The sequence below is a fragment of the Streptomyces sp. NRRL S-1022 genome (assembly GCF_000720135.1).
Classification (GTDB): Bacteria; Actinomycetota; Actinomycetes; order Streptomycetales; family Streptomycetaceae; genus Streptomyces.
Genome location: NZ_JOIU01000019.1, coordinates 299,344 through 317,302, shown reverse-complemented (window position 1 = coordinate 317,302; position 17,959 = coordinate 299,344). Strand labels below are relative to the sequence as shown.

16 protein-coding genes and 1 riboswitch are annotated in these 17,959 nt (G+C 70.2%); of the genes, 11 read left to right on the top strand and 5 right to left on the bottom strand.

The window, feature by feature from the left end; translation table 11 throughout:
- Window positions 1–96, top strand: a 96-nt coding sequence (locus IG05_RS45740) for a sigma factor-like helix-turn-helix DNA-binding protein (RefSeq protein ID WP_267883296.1), incomplete at its 5' end; no start/stop codon positions are given.
- Between the two features lie 69 nt (window positions 97–165).
- On the opposite strand, the gene IG05_RS0127320 is transcribed toward IG05_RS45740, so the two are convergent.
- The 4 genes from IG05_RS0127320 to gcvT form a co-directional block, all read right to left on the bottom strand.
- Entirely contained in the window at window positions 166–1,533 is a 1,368-nt protein-coding gene (locus IG05_RS0127320) for an L-serine ammonia-lyase (protein ID WP_030346666.1), read from the bottom strand.
- A gap of 102 nt (window positions 1,534–1,635) precedes the next feature.
- Window positions 1,636–2,904 carry a serine hydroxymethyltransferase gene (glyA, locus tag IG05_RS0127315; protein WP_030346665.1) on the bottom strand — a complete coding sequence of 423 codons (1,269 nt, stop codon included), beginning with the start codon at window positions 2,902–2,904 and terminating at the stop codon, window positions 1,636–1,638.
- A gap of 14 nt (window positions 2,905–2,918) precedes the next feature.
- Complete coding sequence (gene gcvH / locus IG05_RS0127310; protein WP_030346664.1) at window positions 2,919–3,296, bottom strand: glycine cleavage system protein GcvH; 378 nt, start codon at window positions 3,294–3,296, stop codon at window positions 2,919–2,921.
- 118 nt (window positions 3,297–3,414) lie between these two features.
- Complete coding sequence (gene gcvT / locus IG05_RS0127305; RefSeq protein ID WP_030346663.1) at window positions 3,415–4,542, bottom strand: glycine cleavage system aminomethyltransferase GcvT; 1,128 nt, start codon at window positions 4,540–4,542, stop codon at window positions 3,415–3,417.
- A gap of 157 nt (window positions 4,543–4,699) precedes the next feature.
- A riboswitch (glycine riboswitch) is annotated at window positions 4,700–4,804 on the bottom strand.
- 178 nt (window positions 4,805–4,982) lie between these two features.
- Here gcvT and IG05_RS0127300 point away from each other — a divergent pair.
- The 10 genes from IG05_RS0127300 (at window position 4,983) to IG05_RS45735 (ending at window position 16,644) form a co-directional block, all read left to right on the top strand.
- Window positions 4,983–5,651, top strand: coding sequence for an AAA family ATPase (locus tag IG05_RS0127300; RefSeq protein ID WP_030346662.1), 669 nt, complete (start codon window positions 4,983–4,985; stop codon window positions 5,649–5,651).
- 66 nt (window positions 5,652–5,717) lie between these two features.
- Window positions 5,718–6,509, top strand: coding sequence for an enhanced serine sensitivity protein SseB (locus IG05_RS0127295; RefSeq protein ID WP_030346661.1), 792 nt, complete (start codon window positions 5,718–5,720; stop codon window positions 6,507–6,509).
- A gap of 197 nt (window positions 6,510–6,706) precedes the next feature.
- Complete coding sequence (locus IG05_RS0127290; RefSeq protein WP_420707629.1) at window positions 6,707–7,492, top strand: enhanced serine sensitivity protein SseB C-terminal domain-containing protein; 786 nt, start codon at window positions 6,707–6,709, stop codon at window positions 7,490–7,492.
- Between the two features lie 359 nt (window positions 7,493–7,851).
- The gene (locus tag IG05_RS0127285) at window positions 7,852–8,850 is read left to right on the top strand and encodes an ABC transporter permease (RefSeq protein ID WP_030346659.1); all 999 of its coding nucleotides are present in this window, start codon (window positions 7,852–7,854) and stop codon (window positions 8,848–8,850) included.
- Window positions 8,851–8,884: 34 nt separating this feature from the next.
- Window positions 8,885–10,657 (top strand): ABC transporter substrate-binding protein, encoded by a 1,773-nt coding sequence (locus IG05_RS0127280; protein ID WP_030346658.1) that lies wholly within the window; start codon window positions 8,885–8,887, stop codon window positions 10,655–10,657.
- A 72-nt stretch (window positions 10,658–10,729) separates the two neighbouring features.
- Entirely contained in the window at window positions 10,730–11,737 is a 1,008-nt protein-coding gene (locus IG05_RS0127275) for an ABC transporter permease (RefSeq protein WP_030346657.1), read from the top strand.
- A complete protein-coding gene (locus IG05_RS0127270; RefSeq protein ID WP_030346656.1) occupies window positions 11,734–12,825 on the top strand; it encodes an ABC transporter ATP-binding protein in 1,092 nt (363 codons plus the stop codon). The genes IG05_RS0127275 and IG05_RS0127270 overlap by 4 nt, the downstream gene beginning before the upstream one ends.
- On the top strand, window positions 12,822–14,447 hold the full coding sequence (locus tag IG05_RS0127265; protein ID WP_030346655.1) for an ABC transporter ATP-binding protein: 1,626 nt from the start codon (window positions 12,822–12,824) through the stop codon (window positions 14,445–14,447). The genes IG05_RS0127270 and IG05_RS0127265 overlap by 4 nt, the downstream gene beginning before the upstream one ends.
- Before the next feature lie 98 nt (window positions 14,448–14,545).
- The gene (locus IG05_RS0127260; RefSeq protein WP_030346654.1) at window positions 14,546–15,937 is read left to right on the top strand and encodes a M1 family metallopeptidase; all 1,392 of its coding nucleotides are present in this window, start codon (window positions 14,546–14,548) and stop codon (window positions 15,935–15,937) included.
- A gap of 47 nt (window positions 15,938–15,984) precedes the next feature.
- Window positions 15,985–16,644 carry a trimeric intracellular cation channel family protein gene (locus IG05_RS45735; RefSeq protein ID WP_078894509.1) on the top strand — a complete coding sequence of 220 codons (660 nt, stop codon included), beginning with the start codon at window positions 15,985–15,987 and terminating at the stop codon, window positions 16,642–16,644.
- On the opposite strand, the gene IG05_RS0127245 is transcribed toward IG05_RS45735, so the two are convergent.
- Window positions 16,553–17,809: an alpha/beta hydrolase gene (locus tag IG05_RS0127245; RefSeq protein ID WP_030346652.1), complete on the bottom strand. Its 1,257-nt coding sequence runs from the start codon at window positions 17,807–17,809 to the stop codon at window positions 16,553–16,555. The genes IG05_RS45735 and IG05_RS0127245 overlap by 92 nt on opposite strands.
- Window positions 17,810–17,959: the final 150 nt, after the last annotated feature.

Below are 17,959 nucleotides of genomic sequence, written 5' to 3'. Positions count from 1 at the left end.
ATCGGCGAGCGCCTCGGCGTCTCCCAGATGCACGTCTCCCGGCTGATCACGCGACTGCTGGGCCGGCTGCGCGAGGGCATGCTCAGCACCACCTGAGCCCCCCACACCCGAGGCGAGAGCGGCCCGGGGCCAGGTGCCGAGGCACCGGGCCCCGGGCCCGATGCGTCAGCACTCGATGATGTTCACCGCGAGCCCGCCCCGGGCCGTCTCCTTGTACTTCACGCTCATGTCCGCGCCGGTGTCCTTCATGGTCTTGATGACCTTGTCCAGGGACACCTTGTGCGAGCCGTCGCCGCGCATCGCCATCTTCGCGGCCGTGACCGCCTTCACCGCGGCCATGCCGTTGCGCTCGATGCACGGGATCTGGACCAGGCCGCCGACCGGGTCGCAGGTCAGGCCCAGGTTGTGCTCCATACCGATCTCGGCCGCGTTCTCCACCTGCTCGGGGGAGCCGCCGAGGACCTCGGCGAGCGCGCCCGCGGCCATGGAGCAGGCGGAGCCCACCTCGCCCTGGCAGCCGACCTCGGCGCCGGAGATGGAGGCGTTCTCCTTGAACAGCATGCCGATCGCGCCGGCGGCCAGCAGGAAGCGGACGACTCCGTCCTCGTCGGCGCCGGGCACGAAGTTGATGTAGTAGTGCAGGACCGCGGGGATGATGCCGGCCGCGCCGTTGGTGGGGGCGGTGACGACCCGGCCGCCGGCCGCGTTCTCCTCGTTCACCGCCATCGCGTAGAGCGTGATCCACTCCATGGCGTGCGCCAGTGGGTCCCCCTCGGCGCGCAGCTGGCGGGCCGAGACGGCGGCACGGCGGCGGACCTTCAGGCCGCCGGGCAGGATGCCCTCGCGGGACATGCCCCGCTGCACGCACTCGCGCATCACGCGCCAGATCTCCAGCAGACCGGCCCGGATCTCGTCCTCGGTGCGCCAGGCCCGCTCGTTCTCCAGCATCAGCGAGGAGATCGACAGGCCCGTCTCCTTGGTGAGGCGGAGCAGCTCGTCGCCGGTGCGGAACGGGTACTTCAGGACCGTGTCGTCCAGCACGATCCGGTCCGCGCCCACCGCGTCCTCGTCCACGACGAAACCGCCGCCGACCGAGTAGTACGTCTTCGACAGCAGCTCGGCGCCCTCGGCGTCGAACGCCCAGACCGTCATGCCGTTGGCGTGGTACGGCAGGGCCTTGCGGCGGTGCAGGACCAGGTCGTCGTCGAAGGAGAACGGGATCTCGTGCTCGCCGAGCAGCTGCAGCCGGCCCGCCGCCTTGATCTTCTCCACCCGGTCGTCGGCACTCTCCACGTCCACCGTGCGCGGCGAGGCGCCCTCCAGGCCGAGCAGCACCGCCTTCGGGGTGCCGTGGCCGTGTCCGGTCGCGCCGAGTGAGCCGTACAGCTCGCAGCGCAGGGACGCGACCGAGCCGAGCAGGTCCTCGTTGCGCAGCCGGCGGGCGAACATGCGCGCGGCGCGCATCGGGCCGACCGTGTGGGAGCTGGACGGGCCGATGCCGATCGAGAACAGGTCGAAGACCGAGATGGCCACGGGTGACTCCTCAATACGGGTGGTGCACAAAAGGTGGAACAGGGGCGCGGGCACCGCGCACGCCGGTACCTCCAGTGTGCGCGGTGCCCCGCGAAAGGTGACTTACTTGTTCAGACCCGCGTACAGCGGGTGCTTGTCGGCGAGCGCCTTCACGCGCGCCTTGAGGCCCTCGGCGTCGTAGGACGGCTTCAGCGCCTCGGCGATCACGTCCGCGACCTCGGCGAAGTCCTCGGTCGTGAAACCGCGGGTGGCCAGCGCCGGCGTACCGATGCGCAGGCCCGAGGTGACCATCGGCGGGCGCGGGTCGTTCGGGACGGCGTTGCGGTTGACCGTGATGCCGACCTCGTGGAGACGGTCCTCGGCCTGCCGGCCGTCCAGCTCGCTCTCGCGCAGGTCGACCAGGATGAGGTGCACGTCCGTGCCGCCGGACAGCACGTTCACCCCGGCCTCGCGGGCGTCCGGGGCCGTCAGGCGCTCGGCGAGGATGCGGGCACCCTCCACCGTACGGCGCTGGCGCTCCTTGAAGTCCTCGGAGGCGGCGACCTTGAAGGAGACCGCCTTCGCCGCGATCACGTGCTCCAGGGGACCGCCCTGGAAGCCCGGGAAGACGGCCGAGTTCAGCTTCTTCGCGAAGTCCTTGCCGCGCGCCAGGATGATGCCGCCGCGCGGGCCGCCCAGCGTCTTGTGGGTGGTGGAGGTGACCACGTCGGCGTACGGCACCGGGTTCGCGTGCAGACCCGCCGCGACCAGGCCCGCGAAGTGCGCCATGTCGACCCACAGGTAGGCCTCGACCTCGTCGGCGATCCGCCGGAACTCGGCGAAGTCCAGCTCCCGCGGGTACGCCGACCAGCCCGCGATGATCACCTTCGGGCGGTGCTCCTTGGCGAGCCGCTCCACCTCGGCCATGTCGACCAGGCCGGTCCCCGCGTCCACGTGGTAGGCGACCACGTTGAACTGCTTGCCGGAGAAGTTCAGCCGCATGCCGTGGGTCAGGTGACCGCCGTGCGCCAGGTCCAGGCCGAGGATGGTGTCCCCGGGCTGGGCCAGCGCGAAAAGGGCCGCCTGGTTGGCGGAGGCGCCGGAGTGGGGCTGCACGTTGGCGTACTCGGCGCCGAACAGCTCCTTGACCCGGTCGATGGCGATCTGCTCGGCCACGTCGACGTGCTCGCAGCCGCCGTAGTACCGGCGGCCCGGGTAACCCTCGGCGTACTTGTTGGTCAGGACCGAGCCCTGGGCCTCCATCACCGCGAGCGGCGCGAAGTTCTCGGAGGCGATCATCTCCAGGGTCGACTGCTGGCGGTTCAGCTCGGCGTCGACCGCGGCGGCGATCTCCGGGTCCAGCTCGTGCAGGGGCGTGTTCAGGACAGTCATAGGGCTACGACTCCTCAGCCGGCGGAAAAGGCGGTGTACTCGTCGGCGGAGAGCAGGTCGGCCGGCTCCTCCGTGACGCGTACCTTGAACAGCCAGCCGCCCTCGAAGGGGGCGGAGTTCACCAGCGACGGGTCGTTGACGACGTCCTCGTTCACCTCGATGACCTCACCGGTGACCGGCGAGTACAGGTCGGAGACCGACTTCGTCGACTCCAGCTCGCCGCAGGTCTCGCCCGCGGACACGGTGGTGCCGGCCTCGGGGAGCTGGACGAAGACGACGTCACCGAGCGCGTTGGCCGCGTGCTCCGTGATGCCGACCGTCGAGACGCCGTCCTCGGCGGCCGACAGCCACTCGTGCTCCTTGCTGTAGCGCAGCTGCTGGGGGTTGCTCATGGCCTGAATTCTCCTGTACGCGGGGGAGTGCTGATGAAGGGGGACTGCTGGGAACGCGCGCGGGCAGCGCCGATGTGCCCGACGTCACGTTCCGGCACGCCGTGGGGCTACGACCGTGTCACTTCCGGCGCTTGTAGAACGGCAGCGCCACGACCTCGTACGGCTCGTGGGTGCCCCGGATGTCCACGCCGACGCCCTCGGTGCCCGGCGCCGCGTGCGCCGCCTCGACGTAGGCCATGGCGATCGGCTTGCCCAGGGTGGGGGAGGGGGCACCGGAGGTGACCTCGCCGATCACCGCGCCGCCGGCGACGACGGCGTACCCGGCGCGCGGCACCCGGCGGCCCTCGGCGACCAGGCCGACCAGCACCCGCGGCGGGTTATGCCGAGCCCGTTCGGCGGCCTCGGCGAGCGCCTCGCGGCCCACGAAGTCGCCCTCCTTCTCGAACTTCACGACCCGGCCGAGCCCGGCGTCGAAGGGGGTCAGCTCGCGGGTCAGCTCGTGCCCGTACAGCGGCATGCCCGCCTCCAGGCGCAGGGTGTCCCGGCAGGACAGCCCGCACGGGACCAGGCCGGCGCCCTCGCCGGCCTTGGTCAGCGCCTGCCACAGCTCGACGGCGTGCTCCGGCTTCACGAACAGCTCGAAGCCGTCCTCGCCGGTGTAGCCGGTGCGGGCGATCAGCGCGGGCACGCCGGCGACCGTGCCGGGCAGGCCGGCGTAGTACTTCAGGCCGTCCAGGTCGGCGTCGGTGAGCGACTTCAGGATGCCGGGGGACTCGGGGCCCTGCACGGCGATCAGCGCGTACGCGTCCCGGTCGTCGCGGACCTCGGCGTCGAAACCGGACGCCCGCTCGGTGAGCGCGTCCAGCACCACCTGGGCGTTGGAGGCGTTGGCGACCACCATGTACTCGGTCTCGGCCAGGCGGTAGACGATCAGGTCGTCCAGGATGCCGCCGTCGGCCTGGCAGATCATGGTGTAGCGGGCGCGGCCGACGCCGACGGAGGCGATGTTGCCGACGAGGGCGAAGTTCAGGAGGGCGGCGGCCCCGGCACCGGTGACGGTGATCTCGCCCATGTGGGAGAGGTCGAAGAGACCCGCCTTCGCCCGCACGGCGAGGTGCTCGTCGCGCTCGGAGCCGTAGCGCAGCGGCATGTCCCAGCCGGCGAAGTCGGTCATCGTCGCACCGAGCGAACGATGGACGGCATCGAGCGCGGTGTGGCGCAGCTCAGTGGATTCGGTACTGCTCATCGGTCGGTCGTCTCCCAGAGCGACAGGGATGGGGCGAGGAACGTTCCTCCCCATCTGTCATCGGAACCTGAGAGGTTCGCCACGACCGCCACAGGGACGGTCACGGCTTGCACCTTGGGTGGGGCCGCCGTCACGGCGGCCCGCTTTTCAGATGTGCCTCGCCCGCGCGGTAACGGGGCCTGAGAGATTCAAGGGAGGGACTTGCTCCTTCGGCGCCCCAGCGGCACAGACGTACGGCTGGGAACTCTCCCGCGCGGATTCAAACGGCCGGTATGCAGTTGGCGCGCACATCATTGCACGCCGCACCGCGGCCAGCCAGAGCACGCTCCTTGTGACCGACCTGTGGCACTACGCACACGAAGCGCCGACCGTTGCCCATTACCTTCTCTTTACATACAACGGGGATGGGACCGACCGAGCCCAGTGGGAGGACGATCACGGTGAACAGGACCTCGGCCTACGCCGCCGACGCCGGCATCGCGGTGCCGGAGCCGGCCTCCGCCCTGACCCGCCGGCGCGGCGCCGGCCGGCCCGCCCCGGTCGTGCGCGACCTGCGCGACCGCGCCGGCCGCGGCCCGCACGCCCTGCTCTTCGGCCCCCGCGACCTGGTGGTGGTCACCGGACTGCCCGGCAGCGGCAAGTCCACCCTGATGCACCGCGCGGTCACCGGCCACCGCATCGACTCCCAGGACGCCCGCGACCGCTGGGCGGCCCGCCTCCCCCGCCGCCTGCCCTACGCGCTGTACCGCCCCCTGGTCCGCCTCACCCACTACGCCGCCCTGCGTCGCGCCCTGCGCACCGGCGAGGGAGTCGTCGTGCACGACTGCGGCACCCAGACCTGGGTGCGCGCCTGGCTGGCCCGCGAGGCCCGGCGCCGGGGCGGCACCCTGCACCTGCTCCTGCTGGACGTCGACCCCGGCACGGCCCGGCAGGGCCAGCACGAGCGCGGACGGGGCGTGTCCCGCTACGCCTTCCGCCGTCACCGCCGCACCACCGCCCGGCTGCTGCGCGCCGTGGAGCGGGGCGAGCTGCCCGCCGGCTGCGGCGCGGCGGTGCTGCTGGACCGGGACGCGGCGGACGTCCTCAGGCGCGTGGGGTTCACTCGATGAGGGACTGTCACAGCCACCCGCTAGCCTTCATGCTCACAGCAGTGGTTCCCAGCAGGCGGTAGGCAGATGGACTTCCCGGCGGACTTTCCCGCGGACTTCCCGGCACAGGCGCACCCCCAGCCGCACGGCGGCTGGCCCGGCAACGAGCTGGAGGAGGTGCTGTCGGCCTCCCTCGGCGTTCCCTCGGCGGCCGGCCGGATCGTCGAGGTCCTCGGCCGCAGCTTCCTGTGGATACCGCTGCCCAACGGCGGGGGTCCGCACAGCGGTCCGCTGGACCTGCCGACGATGGACATCGAGGGCCGCACGTACGTCCCGGTGTTCAGCTCCGAGGAGCAGCTGCGCCAGGCGGCCGGTGCCCACATGTCGTACACCATCGCCCCCGCGGTCGAGTTCGCCCGCGGGCTGCCCCCGCAGGCGGGCATCGCGGTGAACCCGGGCGGCGTGGTCGGCGTCCCGCTGCCGCCCGAGGCCGTGGCCGAACTGTGCCGGGCCGGCCGCACCCCGCTGGACGGCCCCGGCACCGGCGGCCGGGTCCGGCTCTTCGAGCCCGACTGGCAGGACGACCCGGTCGACTTCCTCTCCGCCGCCTCCGCCGAGTTCGCCGGCACCGGCGTGGTGCTCACCGCCCGCCGCTGCCTGGCCGCCATCGAGACGGCCGAGCCGGTCATGTTCGTCGGCGTGGAACTCTCCCGGTGGGAGGGCGACCTGCGGACCGTGCCCCTGGACGCCCTGGGCCGCGCCCTCGGCAAGGTCCCGGTCGGGTGGCCGGTCAACCTGGTCCTCATGGACGTCGCCGACGACCCGGTCACCGACTGGCTGAAGACGCACGTCCGGCCCTTCTACCAGCACGGCCACTGAACGGCCGGCCAAGGGGCGCGGGCCGCACCCGACGTGCGGCCCCGCCGCGGGGGTGCGGGAACCCACCGGGAACCCGCGCCCGCGCACGAACATGCTGCCCCGAGCCGACGGGCGCTTAAGCTGTGTCCGAACGCGGGGTAAGAAGCGAAGGGGCGGTAAGACAGGTGAGCGCGAGCCCAAGCGGCAGCGTCGAGCACATGCTGCGCCAGGTCACGCCCGGACGCTACGACGCCTACGAGGCCCTGCTCCGCGCCCTCGCCACCCCCTCCTCCGGCCAGATCTGGATGCTCCTGTGGCACGGCCAGGCCGGCTCCCCGGACGCCCAGTACGGGAACATGGAGGTCGACGGCTTCCACTACGCCCCCTGCGTCACCTCCGCCCAGGAGCTGTCGGCCAGTGGCTGGAACCGCTCCTACGAGGTGGTCGACGGCCTGGACGTGGCCCGCACCCTCTACCCCGACCACTACGGCCTCTGGCTCAACCCGCACGCCCCGGGCGGCGGCGTCGGCATCCCCTGGCTGGACCTGCGGCGCATCACCACCGGCCTGGACCGCCAGCCGGCGGGCCCGCTGCGCCTGTCCGAACCCGGCATCGAGATCCCCCAGTTCTACGCCCTGCTCGCGCAGAACGCGCACCGCACCCCCGCGCTCCGCTCGCTGCGCCGCGCCTGGGTGCAGCCCGCGCTGGGAGCGCCGTACCTGGCCATCGGCCTGGACGTGTACGACACCTCGCCGGCCGCGGTGGACTCGGTGCGCGCCATGATGCAGCAGTCCATCGGCGCGGTCCCGGAGGGGCTCCCGGTGTCGACGGTAGCGATGAGTGACGACTACGACCCGGTGGTGATGTGGATGCGGGTCAACGCGCGCCCCTTCTACGACCGCGAGGCCCACGTGCCCGCTCCGCCGCCCCGGCTCCAGGCGCCGGTCCCGCCGCAGGCCCCGGCCGGTGGGTACGGCTACCCACCGGTGCACGGCGGCTACTGATCCGGACGGTCCACCGGCCCGGAGAGCACATTTCCCGGGCCGGGGCGCAGAATTCACAGCACCGACACACTTCTGCGCGCGTAGACATCGCCTGATCGTCCCGAACCGCGCAGAATCGCCGTTCTGTCCGAACTGGCCCGCGTCCGAGGGCCGTTACCCACTGTTCGGATAACGGAATCCCCTGCACTGCATCACGGTTGCGCATACTTTCGCCGCCAGCTCTGGCGGGTGATCACGACGACGCTGAAGACTCCCGACTCAGGCATCAGGTCGAGACCTCATGTCTGATGGCAAGTCGACAAAGCCGCAATCCGCGGCAGGCGCAGGCCGGTCACCACCGGCGAGAGGGGTCGCTCACCGTGACCGCACCGATCGAGACCACCGGGGCGGCAGCCGAGGCACAGCCGGAGGCTGTGCTGGAGGGTGCCGGTAAGGGGCAGATCGAGGGTCGTTCCCTGGGCCAGATCGCCTGGACCCGGTTCAAGAAGGACAGGGTCGCCGTCGCCGGCGGCGTCATCGTCGTCCTGCTGATCCTCGTCGCGATCCTCTCGCGCCCCCTGCAGGCCGCCTTCGGGCTCGACCCCAACGCCTTCAACCAGGACCTGATCGACCCCAACACCTCGCTGCCCAAGGGCAGTCTGGGAGGCCTGAGCGCGGACCACCCGCTCGGCGTGGACCCGAAGTTCGGCCGGGACATCGCCACCCGCGTCCTGGAGGGCTCCTGGGTGTCGCTGGTGGTCGCCTTCGGCGCCACCATCCTGTCCAACGTGATCGGCGCCGTCATGGGTGTCATCGCGGGCTACTACGGCGGGCGGGTCGACTCGATCATCAGCCGGATGATGGACACCTTCCTCGCCTTCCCCCTCCTGCTGTTCGCCATCTCCATCTCCGCCACGCTGCAGGGCGGTGCCTTCGGCCTGAGCGGCCTGCCGCTCCACCTGAGCGTGCTGATCTTCGTCATCGGCTTCTTCAACTGGCCCTACCTGGGCCGGATCGTGCGCGGCCAGACCCTGGCCCTGCGCGAGCGCGAGTTCGTCGACGCCTCCCGGGGCATGGGCGCCAAGGCCCCGTACATCCTGTTCCGGGAGCTGATGCCCAACCTGGTCGGCCCGATCATCGTCTACTCGACGCTGCTCATCCCGACCAACATCCTCTTCGAGGCCTCCCTGAGCTTCCTCGGCGTCGGCATCCAGCCCCCGCAGGCATCCTGGGGCGGCATGCTCCGTGAAGCGGTCACCTTCTACCAGGTCGACCCCATGTTCATGATCGTCCCTGGTCTCGCCATCTTCGTCACCGTGCTGGCCTTCAACCTGCTCGGTGACGGTCTCCGCGATGCTCTCGACCCGCGCAGTCGCTGACGCCTGCCACAGAGAGCCCGAAAAGTTTCCAACAATGGAGGGGAAAGCGCCCATCATGCGAAGGTCAGCGCTGGCCGCGATCGCGGCCATCGGCTCCGCCAGCCTGCTTATTGCCGGCTGCAGCAAGGCCGATGACAACAAGAACGAGAACGGCACCAAGTCGGCCGGGGCCAACGCCGCGACCAAGGGCGTCGTCAACGCGTCGGACAAGAAGGGCGGCACGGTCACCTACGAGCTGTCCGACGTCCCGGACTCGCTGGACCCCGGCAACACGTACTACGCGTACATGTACAACATCAGCCGGCTGTGGGCCCGCCCGCTCATGACCTTCAAGCCCGGCCCCGGCGAGGAGGGCAACACCCTCGTCCCGGACCTCGCCGCGAGCAAGGGCGTCCCGAGCGACGGCGGCAAGACCTGGACGTACAAGCTGCGTTCGGGTCTGAAGTTCGACGACGGCACGCCGATCACCTCGAAGGACGTCAAGTACGCCGTCGAGCGCTCCAACTTCGCGCGTGACGTGCTCTCCCTCGGCCCGAACTACTTCCAGCAGTTCCTGGCCGACGGCGACAAGTACAAGGGCCCGTACAAGGACAAGAGCGACAAGGGCCTGTCCTCCATCCAGACGCCGGACGACACCACGATCGTCTTCCACCTGAAGCAGGCCTTCCAGGAGTTCGACTACCTGGTCGCCGCCCCGCAGACGGCCCCGGTGCCCAAGGCGAAGGACACGGGCGTCGACTACATCAAGCACATCGTCTCCTCGGGCTCGTACAAGTTCCAGAGCTACGAGGAGGGCCAGCAGGCCGTTCTCGTCCGCAACGGGAACTGGGACGCGAAGACGGACCCGCTGCGCAAGCAGCTGCCGGACAAGATCGTCATCAAGCTGAAGGTCAACCCGGAGACGATCGACAAGGACGTCCTCGCGGGCAACGCGATCGACCTCGGCGGCACGGGTGTCCAGGCCGCGACGCAGGCCCAGGTCATCACCGACCCGTCGAAGAAGTCCAACACGGACAACACCTACGGTGGCCGCCTGGTCTTCCTGGCGATCAACACCACGGTCGCGCCGTTCGACAAGGTCGAGTGCCGCAAGGCCGTCCAGTACGCCGTCGACAAGGTCTCGGTGCAGACCGCCGAGGGCGGCCCGATCCGCGGTGAGATCGCCTCCACGGTCCTGCCGCCGGACATCCCGGGCTACGAGAAGGCCGACGCCTACGCCACCGCGGGCAACAAGGGCGACCTCGCCAAGGCCAAGGAGCAGCTGAAGGCCTGCGGCAAGACGTCGATCTCGACGAACATCTCGGCCCGTTCCGACCGTCCGCAGGAGATCGACGCCGCCACGGCGATCATCGCCTCGCTGAAGAAGGTCGGCATCAACGTCACCCTCAAGCAGTTCCCGTCGGGCAAGTACTTCACCGACTACGCGGGCGTGCCGAAGTTCACCAAGAAGCAGAACCTCGGTCTGCACATGATGCAGTGGGGTGCCGACTGGCCCTCCGGCTACGGCTTCCTGCAGCAGATCCTGAACGGCAAGGCGATCAGCCAGTCCGGCAACACCAACCTGTCGCAGTACGACAACAAGGACGTCAACGCCCTGCTGTCCAAGGCGATCGGCACTCAGGACAACGCTGCGCGCAACAGCCTCTACACGCAGATCGACAAGAAGACGATGGACGACGCCGTCCTCGTCCCGCTGACGTACTTCAAGGTCCTGCTGGCCCGTCCGACCGGCTACACCAACCTGGTCTCCACGGCGGCCTTCAGCGGTGAGTACGACTACCTCAACATCGGCGTCGCGTCGAAGTAGCAGCCCCGGAAGGCAGGTGAAGGCATTGGTGCCCGCGGGCTTCGCGGCCCGCGGGCACCAGCGCCGGTCCCCGTGATCTCGTACATCCTCCGTCGGACGTTCGCGGCAGTGATCCTGCTGCTGGTCGTCTCCGCGGTCACCTTTGCCATCTTCTTCCTGCTGCCACGGCTCGCCGGCCAGACAGCGGACCAGCTGGCGCAGCAGTACATCGGCAAGAGCCCGTCGGCGGCGGACATCGCCGCGGTCAAGCACAACCTCGGTCTGGACCAGCCCGTCTACGTCCAGTACTGGGACTTCATCAAGGGGATCGTGGCCGGCGCCGACTACAACCTCGGACCCACCACGGTCCACTGCGACGTGCCCTGCTTCGGCTACTCCTTCAAGGACCACGTGGCGGTCTGGCCGCAGCTCACCCAGCGCATCCCGATCACCCTCTCGCTGGCCGCGGGCGCCGCCGTGATGTGGCTCGTCTCGGGTGTGGTCATCGGCGTGATCTCCGCGCTGAAGCCGCGGTCGTTCTTCGACCGCACCTTCATGGGCGTCGCGCTCGCCGGTGTCTCGCTGCCCATGTTCTTCACGGGCAACCTGGCGATCCTGCTCTTCGTCTTCAAGTGGCCGATCTTCGGCCGCGACTACGTCCCGTTCACCGAGAACCCCGAGCAGTGGGCCAACACCCTGTTCCCCGCCTGGTGTTCGCTGGCCCTGCTGTACTCCGCCATCTACGCGCGGCTCACCCGCTCGGGCATGCTGGAGACGATGAACGAGGACTTCATCCGCACGGCCCGCGCCAAGGGCCTGCGGGAGCGCAAGGTCGTGGTCCGGCACGGTCTGCGCGCCGCTCTCACCCCGATCATCACCGTCTTCGGCATGGACCTCGGTCTGCTGCTCGGCGGCGCCGTGATCACCGAGAGCGTCTTCTCGCTGGGCGGCGTCGGCCAGTACGCGGTGCAGGGCATCACCGACAACGACCTGCCCAAGATCCTCGGCGTGACCCTGCTCGCCGCCTTCTTCGTCGTGATCGCAAATCTCCTGGTGGACGTGCTCTACGCCGCCGCCGACCCGCGGGTGAGGCTCTCGTGACCGAACTCTCCAAGACCGGCGCGGCCGTGGGCGAGCCCACGCCCGCCGAGGTGCCCGAGGCCTTCCTGGAGGTCCGCGACCTCAAGGTGCACTTCCCGACCGACGACGGCCTGGTCAAGTCCGTCGACGGGCTCAGCTTCTCGCTGGAGAAGGGCAAGACCCTCGCCATCGTCGGCGAGTCCGGCTCCGGCAAGTCGGTCACCTCGCAGGCCATCATGGGCCTGCACCGGCTCGGCACCCGCGGCAAGAACGTGCGGATGTCCGGCGAGATCTGGCTGGACGGCAAGGAACTGGTCAATGCCTCCCCGGACGAGGTGCGCAAGCTCCGCGGCCGCGAGATGGCGATGATCTTCCAGGACCCGCTGTCCGCGATGCACCCGTACTACAAGGTCGGCGACCAGATCGTCGAGGCCTACCGGGTGCACCACGCCGTCAGCCGGAAGGCCGCCCGCGCGCGGGCCGTCGAGATGCTCGACCGGGTCGGCATCCCCGAGCCGGCCAAGCGTGTCGACGGTTACCCGCACGAGTTCTCCGGCGGTATGCGCCAGCGCGCCATGATCGCCATGGCGCTGGTGAACAACCCCGAGCTGCTCATCGCGGACGAGCCGACCACCGCCCTCGACGTGACCGTCCAGGCGCAGATCCTGGACCTGATCCGGGACCTGCAGAAGGAGTTCGGCTCCGCGGTCATCATGATCACCCACGACCTCGGCGTGGTCGCCGAGATCGCCGACGACGTCCTCGTGATGTACGGCGGCCGGTGCGTGGAGCGCGGCCCGGCCGACGAGGTCTTCGAACAGCCGCAGCACCCCTACACCTGGGGCCTGCTCGGCTCGATGCCCCGCATCGACCGCGAGACCTCCGAGCGGCTCATCCCGGTCAAGGGCTCCCCGCCGAGCCTCATCAACGTCCCCTCGGGCTGCGCCTTCCACCCGCGCTGCCCGTACGCGGACATCCCCAAGGGGAACGTCACCCGCACGGTGCGCCCCGAGCTGGAGCAGGTGGGCACCGGACACTGGTCCGCCTGCCACCTCCCGACCGAGGACCGCCAGCGGATCTGGACCGAAGAGATTGCGCCGAAGCTGTGAGTGAGACCAAGAAGACGGACACCGTCGCCGAGGCCGAGGTCCCCAAGCAGGCGTCGGCTGTCGAGGACGCCCCGGCGGAGCGCGAGGTGCTGCTCAAGGTCGAGGGCCTGACCAAGCACTTCCCGATCAAGAAGGGCATCCTGCAGCGGCAGGTCGGCGCCGTGAAGGCCGTCGACGGCATCGACTTCGAGGTGCGCAAGGGCGAGACCCTGGGCGTGGTCGGGGAGTCGGGCTGCGGCAAGTCGACCATGGGCCGGGTCATCACCCGGCTCCAGGACCCGACCGGTGGCCGGATCAGCTTCGAGGGCCGGGACATCACGCGGCTGAGCACGGCGCAGATGCGCCCGCTGCGCCGCGACATCCAGATGATCTTCCAGGACCCGTACGGCTCCCTGAACCCCCGGCACACCATCGGCTCCATCGTCTCGGCGCCGTTCCGGCTCCAGGGCGTGGAGCCCGAGGGCGGGGTGAAGAAGGAGGTCCAGCGGCTCCTCGAACTGGTCGGCCTCAGCCCCGAGCACTACAACCGCTACCCGCACGAGTTCTCCGGCGGTCAGCGCCAGCGCATCGGCATCGCCCGCGCGCTCGCCCTGAAGCCGAAGCTGGTGGTGGCGGACGAGCCGGTGTCCGCGCTGGACGTGTCGATCCAGGCGCAGGTCGTGAACCTCATGGACGACCTCCAGCAGGAGCTCGGCCTCACCTACGTGATCATCGCGCACGACCTCTCGGTCGTCCGGCACGTCTCGGACCGGATCGCGGTGATGTACCTCGGCAAGATCGTGGAGCTCGCCGACCGCACCGCGCTGTACGAGTCGCCGATGCACCCGTACACCAAGGCGCTGATGTCCGCGGTGCCGGTGCCGGACCCCAAGCGCCGCGGCCACAAGAGCGAGCGCATCCTGCTGCGCGGCGACGTGCCCTCGCCGATCGCCCCGCCCTCCGGGTGCCGGTTCCACACCCGGTGCTGGAAGGCGACGCAGATCTGCAAGACGACCGAGCCGCAGCTCGTGGAGCTGAGGCCCGGTCAGCGGGTGGCCTGCCACCACCCGGAGAACTTCGAGGACCAGGCCCCGCAGGACACGGTCCTGCTGTCGGCCGCGAAGAAGGCGTCGGAACTGGTCCCGGACGCGGTGCTCTCCGAGGGCGCGGCCGAGAAGGAACCGGCGTCGCAGGAGGCGACGGCCGCCGCGGAAACGGCGGCGGCCGAGAAGCCGGTGGCTGCGGAAGGGCCGGCTGCCGAGGAGAAGGCGGCTTCCGGGACGGCGGCGGTCGTGGAGGGGGCGGCGGTCAAGGAGAAGGCTGCTTCCGGGACGGTGGTTGCCGGGGAGAAGGCCGCTTCCGGGCGGCCGGCTTCCCAGGCGGGCGCGGCTTCCGGCGAAGAGGCGTCCGAGGAGGAGGCTCCTGCCGAGGCGGAGGTTGCCTCCGCCGTGCAGACCGGTCCCGGCGCGAAGGTCTCGGCCGGGAAGGCCGCGCCCGAGGCCGACGCCCCCGCCGAGGAGCCCACCGCCGCCACCGGCGCCGCGGCCGACGCTCCCGCGGCGGGCGCGGGTGACACCGAGGCCGTCGCCGAGGAGACCGGCCGCGCGGCCGGCACCGACTCCCAGGAGTCGTCCGGCGCGTAGCACATGACGACTAAGTAAAGTCATGTACATGCTCGAAGGGGAGAGTGAAGAGTCGTCCGTGTCCGACCACTGATCGGCACGCTCGAAAGGGACGACACATGACACTCTCCCGTTCGGCACGTCTGGGGGCTGTCGCCACCGCGGCAGCCTCCTTCCTCGTCATCGGCGCCTCCTCCGCCCCCACCCCCGGCGCCCCCGGCATCGGCGACCCCTACTTCCCCCGGCTGGGCAACGGCGGTTTCGACGCCCGCCACTACGACCTGGACGTCGCCTACACCCCGGACACCGGCCGGCTGGACGGCCGTACGACCCTCCGGGCCCGCGCCACCCAGCAGCTGTCCTCCTTCGACCTCGACCTCCAGCAGCTGGAGGTCACCGGTGTCCGGGTCGACGGCAGACCCGCGCGGTTCACCCGCGACGGCGACGAGATCACCGTCACCCCGCGCCACCCGCTGCGCGCGGGACGGGACTTCACGGTCTCGGTGACCTACGGCGGCGTACCGCAGGCCCTCGGCGGGCCGATCGTCTTCGGTTCCTCCTACGGGTGGATGAAGACCCCCGACGGCGTCTTCGTCGCCTGCGAACCCAACGCCGCCTCCACCTGGTTCCCGTCCAGCGACCACCCCGCCGACAAGGCCACCTACGACATCCGGATCAAGGCTCCCCGGGGGCTGACCGGCGTCTCCAACGGCCGGCTGGTGTCGACGTACGACAAGGGCGGCTCGACGTACACCCACTGGCGGGAGTCGAAGCCGATGGCGACCTACCTCGCCACCGCCACCATCGGGAAGTTCGACGTGCGCACCGGCCGTACGCCCGGCGGCATCCCGATCTACGTCGCCGTCGACCCCGTACTGAAGAACGGCAACGGCGTCGACGTGTACGCCGTCACGGCCGCCGCCACCGACTACTGGTCGCAGGTCTTCGGGCCCTACCCCTTCGAGGAGACCGGCGCGATCGTCGACGACATGCCGGAGGCGGGGTTCTCGCTGGAGGTGCAGAGCAAGCCCGCCTACTCGGCCGTGCGCAACGAGACGACCATCGTGCACGAGCTGGCCCACCAGTGGTTCGGCGACTCGGTGAGCGTGGCGCAGTGGAAGGACATCTGGCTCAACGAGGGCTTCGCCACCTACGCCCAGTGGCTGTGGGCCGAGCACCAGGGCACCCGCTCCGCCCACGACTCCTTCCTGGCCGGCTACACCTCCCGCCCGGCCGACTCCGCCTTCTGGCAGATCAAGGTCGCCGACCCGCAGCGGGACACCATGTTCGCCTCCGCCGTCTACCAGCGAGGCGCGATGACGCTCCAGATGCTGCGCGAGCGGATCGGGGACACGGCCTTCTTCAAGCTGCTCCCGGCCTGGACGAAGCTCCACCGGTACGGCAACGCGGACACCGCCGACTTCATCCGCCTCGCCGAGCGGGTCAGCGGGCAGCAGCTCGGTGATCTCTTCGACACCTGGCTGTTCACCACAGGGAAGCCCGCCCTGTGAGCCTGGCTTTGTAAGGTTCACGCACTCCGACAGGTGAGAATGTCAGGGTGCAGCTCCAGCAACTCTTCAGTCCCTCCGTCCAGCACACGCTCGATGTCATCGGCATCTTCGTGTTCGCGATCTCCGGCGCCCTGCTGGCCGTCCGGAAGAACTTCGACGTCTTCGGCATCGCCGTGCTCGCCGAGGTCACCGCGCTGGGCGGGGGGCTGTTCCGCGACCTGGTCATCGGAGCCGTGCCCCCGGCCGCCTTCACCGACCTCGGGTACTTCGTCACGCCGCTGCTCGCCGCCCTCGTCGTCTTCTTCCTGCACCCGCACGTGGAGCGCATCCAGGCGGCGGTGCTCGTCTTCGACGCGGCCGGCCTCGGCCTGTTCTGCGTCAGCGGTACGACGAAGGCGTACAGCTACGGCCTCGGCCTGACCGCGTCGGCGACGCTGGGCCTGGCCACCGCCGTGGGCGGCGGCGTGCTGCGGGACGTGCTGGCCAACGAGGTGCCCTCGCTGCTGCGCTGGGACCGCGACCTGTACGCGGTCCCCGCGATCGTCGGCGCCACGATGGTCGTGCTGTGCATCCGCTACGACGTGCTCAACCCCCTCACCAGCGCGTTCGCGGTCGTCACGGCTTTCGTGCTGCGCCTGCTCGCGATGCGGTTCCACTGGCGAGCGCCGCGTGCGTGGAACCGCCGGTCGACGGTGACGGAGGAGTAGTGGCCCCGGCCCCGGCGAGGGACGTGTCCCGGCCCTTGGCGTGGCTCTGGCCCATCTGCAGGGTCAGCCAGCGGAAGACGGTGTCCACCTGGGGACGCCACAGCGCCATGGTGTGACCGCCCGCGCTGCGCGGCAGGAACACCACCCGCACGGTGGTCGGCGCCTTGGCGGCGGCCTCCAGGGCCATGCCCGCCTGGTAACCGTCGCCGGACTCGCCGGAGAGGTACAGCGCGATCCGGGGCGGTTCGGCCGCCTTGCGCAGCAGCAGGAAGGGATTGTTCGCGGCGCGCAGCGCGGGGGTCTGGGCGGCGAGGGAGTTGCGTTCGCCGATCGGGTCGTTGTAGCCCGACATGCTCACCGCGGCCCGGTACCGGTCCGGGTGGGCCACGGCCAGCTTGACCGCGCAGTGCGCGCCCGCCGAGTACCCGGCCACCGCCCAGCCCTGGGGCGCCGGCTGGGCCCGGAAGTTGTCCGTGACCATCTTCGGCACGTCGATGCTGAGCCAGGTGTCGGCGTTGACCTGGCCCGGGACGTTGGCGCAGCCGGTGTCCACGCCGGCCAGCAGGTTGGTGCGCGGGGCGACCAGGATGAACGGCGCCACCCGGCCGCTGCGCATCAGCGGCAGCAGCTGCTCGTGGGCCTTCATCGAGCCGAACCAGGCCTTGGCGGAGCCGGGGTAGCCCGGCAGCAGTTCCACCACCGGGAACCTGGTGTGGCGGTAGGCCGGTTCGCCGTACTGCGGCGGCAGCCAGACGTACACCTCGGCGTTCACGCCGGAGACCCGGCCCCTGAGCTGGGTGACCCGCACCCCGCCGGCCGCGCGCATGCCGGGCCCGTCGGCGGCCGTGAAGGCCTGTCTCACCTTGGGCAGCCGTTTCACCGCGATACCGCCGGTGCCGTCCCGGCCGAGGTCGGCGGCCTGCTGGACGTGGTCGCCGGTGCCGAGCAGGTCGGCCCAGTTGTCGTACAGGTTGTTCTGGTTGTTGACCAGCACGAAGACCAGCGTGACGGCCGTGCCCTGGGCGAACAGCAGCATGAGTACCCGGGCCACGGCACGCAGCGGCTTCGGCCCGCGCATCCGCGACCACAGCACGAGCGGCAGTATCAGGGCGACCACGGACAGCACGACGGTCAGGTAGAGGAACGGAGTCCCGGTGAGGCTCATGTCCCCATAGAGGGAGATCGGGGGCCCGGGGTTGTGGACGTGTCAGGACACTTACCGAGAAATTGCCGGAACCTCACCCGGAGGCCGGATCATCTTATCCTGTCATCACAAAAAGCTACCGCTTAGTAGTTTCCTGCTGTACCGTTCACG

What these genes read in the sequence shown, in the direction of transcription:
- IG05_RS0127290 (WP_420707629.1), top strand. Translation starts at nt 6,707, where the DNA reads ATGCTGCGCCAGGTCACGCCCGGACGCTACGACGCCTACGAGGCCCTG.
- IG05_RS0127295 (WP_030346661.1), top strand. Translation starts at nt 5,718, where the DNA reads ATGGACTTCCCGGCGGACTTTCCCGCGGACTTCCCGGCACAGGCGCAC.
- IG05_RS0127260 (WP_030346654.1), top strand. Translation starts at nt 14,546, where the DNA reads ATGACACTCTCCCGTTCGGCACGTCTGGGGGCTGTCGCCACCGCGGCA.
- IG05_RS0127245 (WP_030346652.1), bottom strand. Translation starts at nt 17,809, where the DNA reads ATGAGCCTCACCGGGACTCCGTTCCTCTACCTGACCGTCGTGCTGTCC.
- IG05_RS0127280 (WP_030346658.1), top strand. Translation starts at nt 8,885, where the DNA reads ATGGAGGGGAAAGCGCCCATCATGCGAAGGTCAGCGCTGGCCGCGATC.
- gcvT (WP_030346663.1), bottom strand. Translation starts at nt 4,542, where the DNA reads ATGAGCAGTACCGAATCCACTGAGCTGCGCCACACCGCGCTCGATGCC.
- gcvH (WP_030346664.1), bottom strand. Translation starts at nt 3,296, where the DNA reads ATGAGCAACCCCCAGCAGCTGCGCTACAGCAAGGAGCACGAGTGGCTG.
- glyA (WP_030346665.1), bottom strand. Translation starts at nt 2,904, where the DNA reads ATGACTGTCCTGAACACGCCCCTGCACGAGCTGGACCCGGAGATCGCC.